Source organism: Micromonospora sp. NPDC005215 (assembly GCF_040607915.1).
Classification (GTDB): Bacteria; Actinomycetota; Actinomycetes; order Mycobacteriales; family Micromonosporaceae; genus Micromonospora.
In genome coordinates this window covers 1-3547 of the sequence record NZ_JBEXHQ010000107.1, presented here as the reverse complement: position 1 = coordinate 3547, position 3547 = coordinate 1, and the positions used below count along the sequence as shown (strand labels likewise).

Here is a 3547-nt window from a genome sequence, read left to right as displayed (position 1 = left end):
AGATCGAGGATCAGGGGTTCCTCGACCGCCGCCGCACCCACCACCCGCTCCCACACGACCCGGTAGAGCACCGGTGACACCCCGGTGAACGGTCGTGTGATCAGCCCGGTTACCGAGATCACCGGAGCGCCGTCGGTGTCGGTGGCCACCAGCGCGACGCCGTCCTCGTTCTCCACGAAACGGGTACGCAAGGTGGTGGCCCCCGAGCGGTGCAGCCGCACGCCCGTCCAGGTGAACGGCAGCCGCAGCTCATCTCCGGCCGCGACCAACGGATGCAACGCCGCGTCCAGCAGCGCCGGGTGCACACCGAAGCTCTGGGCCGCGCCGGCCTCGTCGGGCAGCACCGCCTCGCTCGCCGGGCCGTGCTCGGTCTGCCAGGCGGCGACCAGCCCATGGAACGCGGGCCCGTAGTCAACCCCCAGCGCGGCAACCCGATCGGGCAGGTCCGCGACGTCGACGGTGGGGCCGCTCGGTGGCCAGGGCAGCGCGGCCGCGGGCTCACCGGACGGCTCCGGTCCGATCGTGCCCTCGGCATGCCGGGTCCACTCGGCGTCCGGGCCGAAACGGGCGTGAATGCCGATCCGGCCGCGTCCGCCGTCGATCAGGGCGACCGCGACCTGGACCTCCACGGCGCCGTTCCGTTCGATCATCAGTGGCGTGGCCAGGACCAGCTCCTCCAGGTAGGGGAGACCGGCCCGCCCGGCCGCGTGCAGCGCCATGTCCAGTAGCGCGGTGCCGGGAACCACGATGCTGCCCCGCACGGAGTGATCGGCCAGCCACGGATGGGTCGCCACCGAGAGTCGGCCGGTGAACACCAGGCCGCCGTCGCCGGCGAGGTGGACGGCCGCGCCGAGCATCGGGTGCGCGCCGGCCTCCAGACCCAGCCCGGTCGGGTCACCGGCGCCGGGTGGCGCGTCCAGCCAGAGACGGCGACGCCGGAACGCGTACGGCGGAAGCGACACCGGACGTCCGCCGCCGCCGGTCCACACGGCCGGGTCGACCGCCGCGCCGCGGGTGTGCGCGGTGGCCAGTGCCGCCAGCAGCGACACATTCTCCGGCCGGCCGCGGCGCAGCACCGGCACCGCGGTGGCGTCGCGGAGCATCTCGGCGGCCATGGTGGCGAGCACCGCGTCCGGACCGACCTCGACGAACAGGCGTACGCCCGCGTCACTCAGGCGGTCGATGGCTGCGGCGAAACGGACCGTCCCCCGGGCGTGCCGTACCCAGTGGTCCGGCGACGACAGCTCGTCGACGCCAACGAGCTCACCGGTCAGCGTGGACACGATGGGCACGGTGGGCGCCGCGAAGTGCAGTCCATCGATCTCCCGCCGAAAGTCGTCGAGCATCGGCTCCATCCGTGGCGAGTGGAAGGCGTGGCTGACGGTGAGCCGCTGGGTGCGGTGACCCGTCGCCCGCAGCTCGCTGGCGACGGCGAGCACGACGTCCTCGTCTCCGGACAGCACCACCGAGGCCGGACCGTTCACTGCCGCGATGCCGGCCTCGGCCTCCCGGCCGGCGAGCAGGGGGAGCACCTCGTCCTCGGTGGCGCCGACGGCGACCATCGCGCCGCCGGTCGGCAGCGCCCGCATCAGCCGACCCCGGGCCGCGACCAGCGTGGCGGCGTCGTCGAGCGAGAGCACCCCGGCCACGTGTGCCGCAGTGATCTCACCGATCGAGTGCCCGGCCAGGTGGCTCGGGCGCAGACCGCTGTGGGTCAGCAGCCGGTACAGCGCCACCTCGACCGCGAACAGCGCCGGCTGGGTGTAGTCGGTTCGGTGCAGGTCTTCGCCGTCCGCCTCAAGGATCACCTCGCGCAGCGGCCGTTCCAGCCGGCCGTCGAACGCGGCACACACCTCCTCGAACGCGGCCGCGAAGACGGGTTCGGTCGTCAGCAGGCCGGCGCCCATCCTCGACCGCTGGCTACCCTGCCCGGTGAAGAGGAAGGCCAGGCCGTCGCCGTCCGCCACGACGCCGCGGATGGCAGCGGGGTCGTCCGTGCCGTCGGCGAGCGCCCGAACCGCAGCGATCAGCTCGTCCCGGCTGCCGCCGAGCGCCACCGAGCGGTACGGGTGCTGCACCCTCCCGGCGAGCGTTGCGGCCACGTCCGCCGGTGTCGCGTCGCCGAGGTGCCGCAGCAGTTGTCCGGCCTGGTCGCGTAGGCCGTCCTCGGTGTGCGCGGACAGCAGCCAGCTGGTCGGACCGGTCGGTTCGGACGTCGCGGCGGCGGGCGCGGGCCGCGGCGGCTCTTCGAGGATCAGGTGGGCGTTGGTGCCGCTGATGCCGAACGAGGAGACGGCGGCGCGCCGGGTCTGTTCCCCGGCGGGCCAGGGCTGCGCCGAGGCGAGCAGTTCCACAGTGCCGCTGGTCCAGTCCACGTGCGGACTGGGATCGTCCGCGTGCAGGGTCCGCGGGAGCGACTCGTGGCGGAGGGCCTCGACCATCTTGATGACGCCGGCGACGCCGGCCGCGGCCTGCGCGTGGCCGATGTTGGATTTGATCGACCCCAGGAAGACCGGCCGATCCCGATCGCCGTAGGTGCGCAGGATCGCGCCGGCCTCGATGGGGTCGCCCAGCGTGGTGCCGGTGCCGTGCGCCTCGATCGCGTCGACGTCACCGATCTCCAGGCCGGCGTTGGCCAGCGCCTGCCGGATGACCCGCTCCTGCGCGGGACCGTTGGGTGCGGTCAAGCCGTTGCTGGCACCGTCCTGGTTGACCGCGGTGCCGCGGATGACAGCGTGAATCGGGTGTCCGTTGCGCTGGGCGTCGGAGAGCCGTTCGAGCAGCAGCAACCCGACACCCTCGGACCAGGCGGCGCCGTCGGCCCCGGCGGAGAAGGATTTGCAGCGCCCGTCTGGCGCCAACCCACGCTGTCGGCTGAACTCGATGTACATGTCCGGGGAGGCCATCACTGTGACCCCGCCGGCCAGTGCGAGACCACACTCGCCCTGGCGCAGTGCCTGCCCGGCGAGATGGATGGCCACCAGCGAGGACGAGCAGGCGGTGTCCACCGAAACGGCCGGCCCTTCGAAGCCGAACTGGTAGGAGATCCGCCCGGACGCGACGCTGCCTGTCGAGCCGGTGGCGAGGTAACCCTCCAGGTCGGCAGGGGCGCGGCCGAGCCGGCTCGCGTAGTCGTGGTACATCACTCCGGCGAACACCCCGGTGTCGGTGCCGCGCAGCCGCTCGGCGTTCAACCCGGCGGTCTCGATCGCCTCCCACGCCGTCTCGAGCAGTAGCCGCTGCTGCGGATCGATGGCCATTGCCTCACGCGGGCTGATCCCGAAGAAGGTGGGGTCGAAACGGTCGGCGTCGTGCAGGAAGCCGCCGTGCCGGGTGTAGCTCGTGCCGGTGTGGTCCGGGTCCGGGTGGTACAGCCGCTCCAGGTCCCAGCCGCGGTTGTCCGGGAACTCGGTGATCGCGTCGACTCCGTCCGCGACCAGCCGCCACAGCTCCTCCGGAGTGTCGACACCGCCGGGGTAACGGCAGGCCATGCCGATGATGGCGATCGGCTCGTCGGTGGTGGTGGCGGTGATGGTCGGCGTCGGCT

General features: G+C 72.9%; 1 protein-coding gene. It reads right to left on the bottom strand.

What is annotated here, in order from left to right; genetic code table 11:
* A partial coding sequence (locus ABZU25_RS34355) for a type I polyketide synthase (RefSeq protein ID WP_355033526.1) occupies positions 1-3547 on the bottom strand: 3547 nt, incomplete at both ends.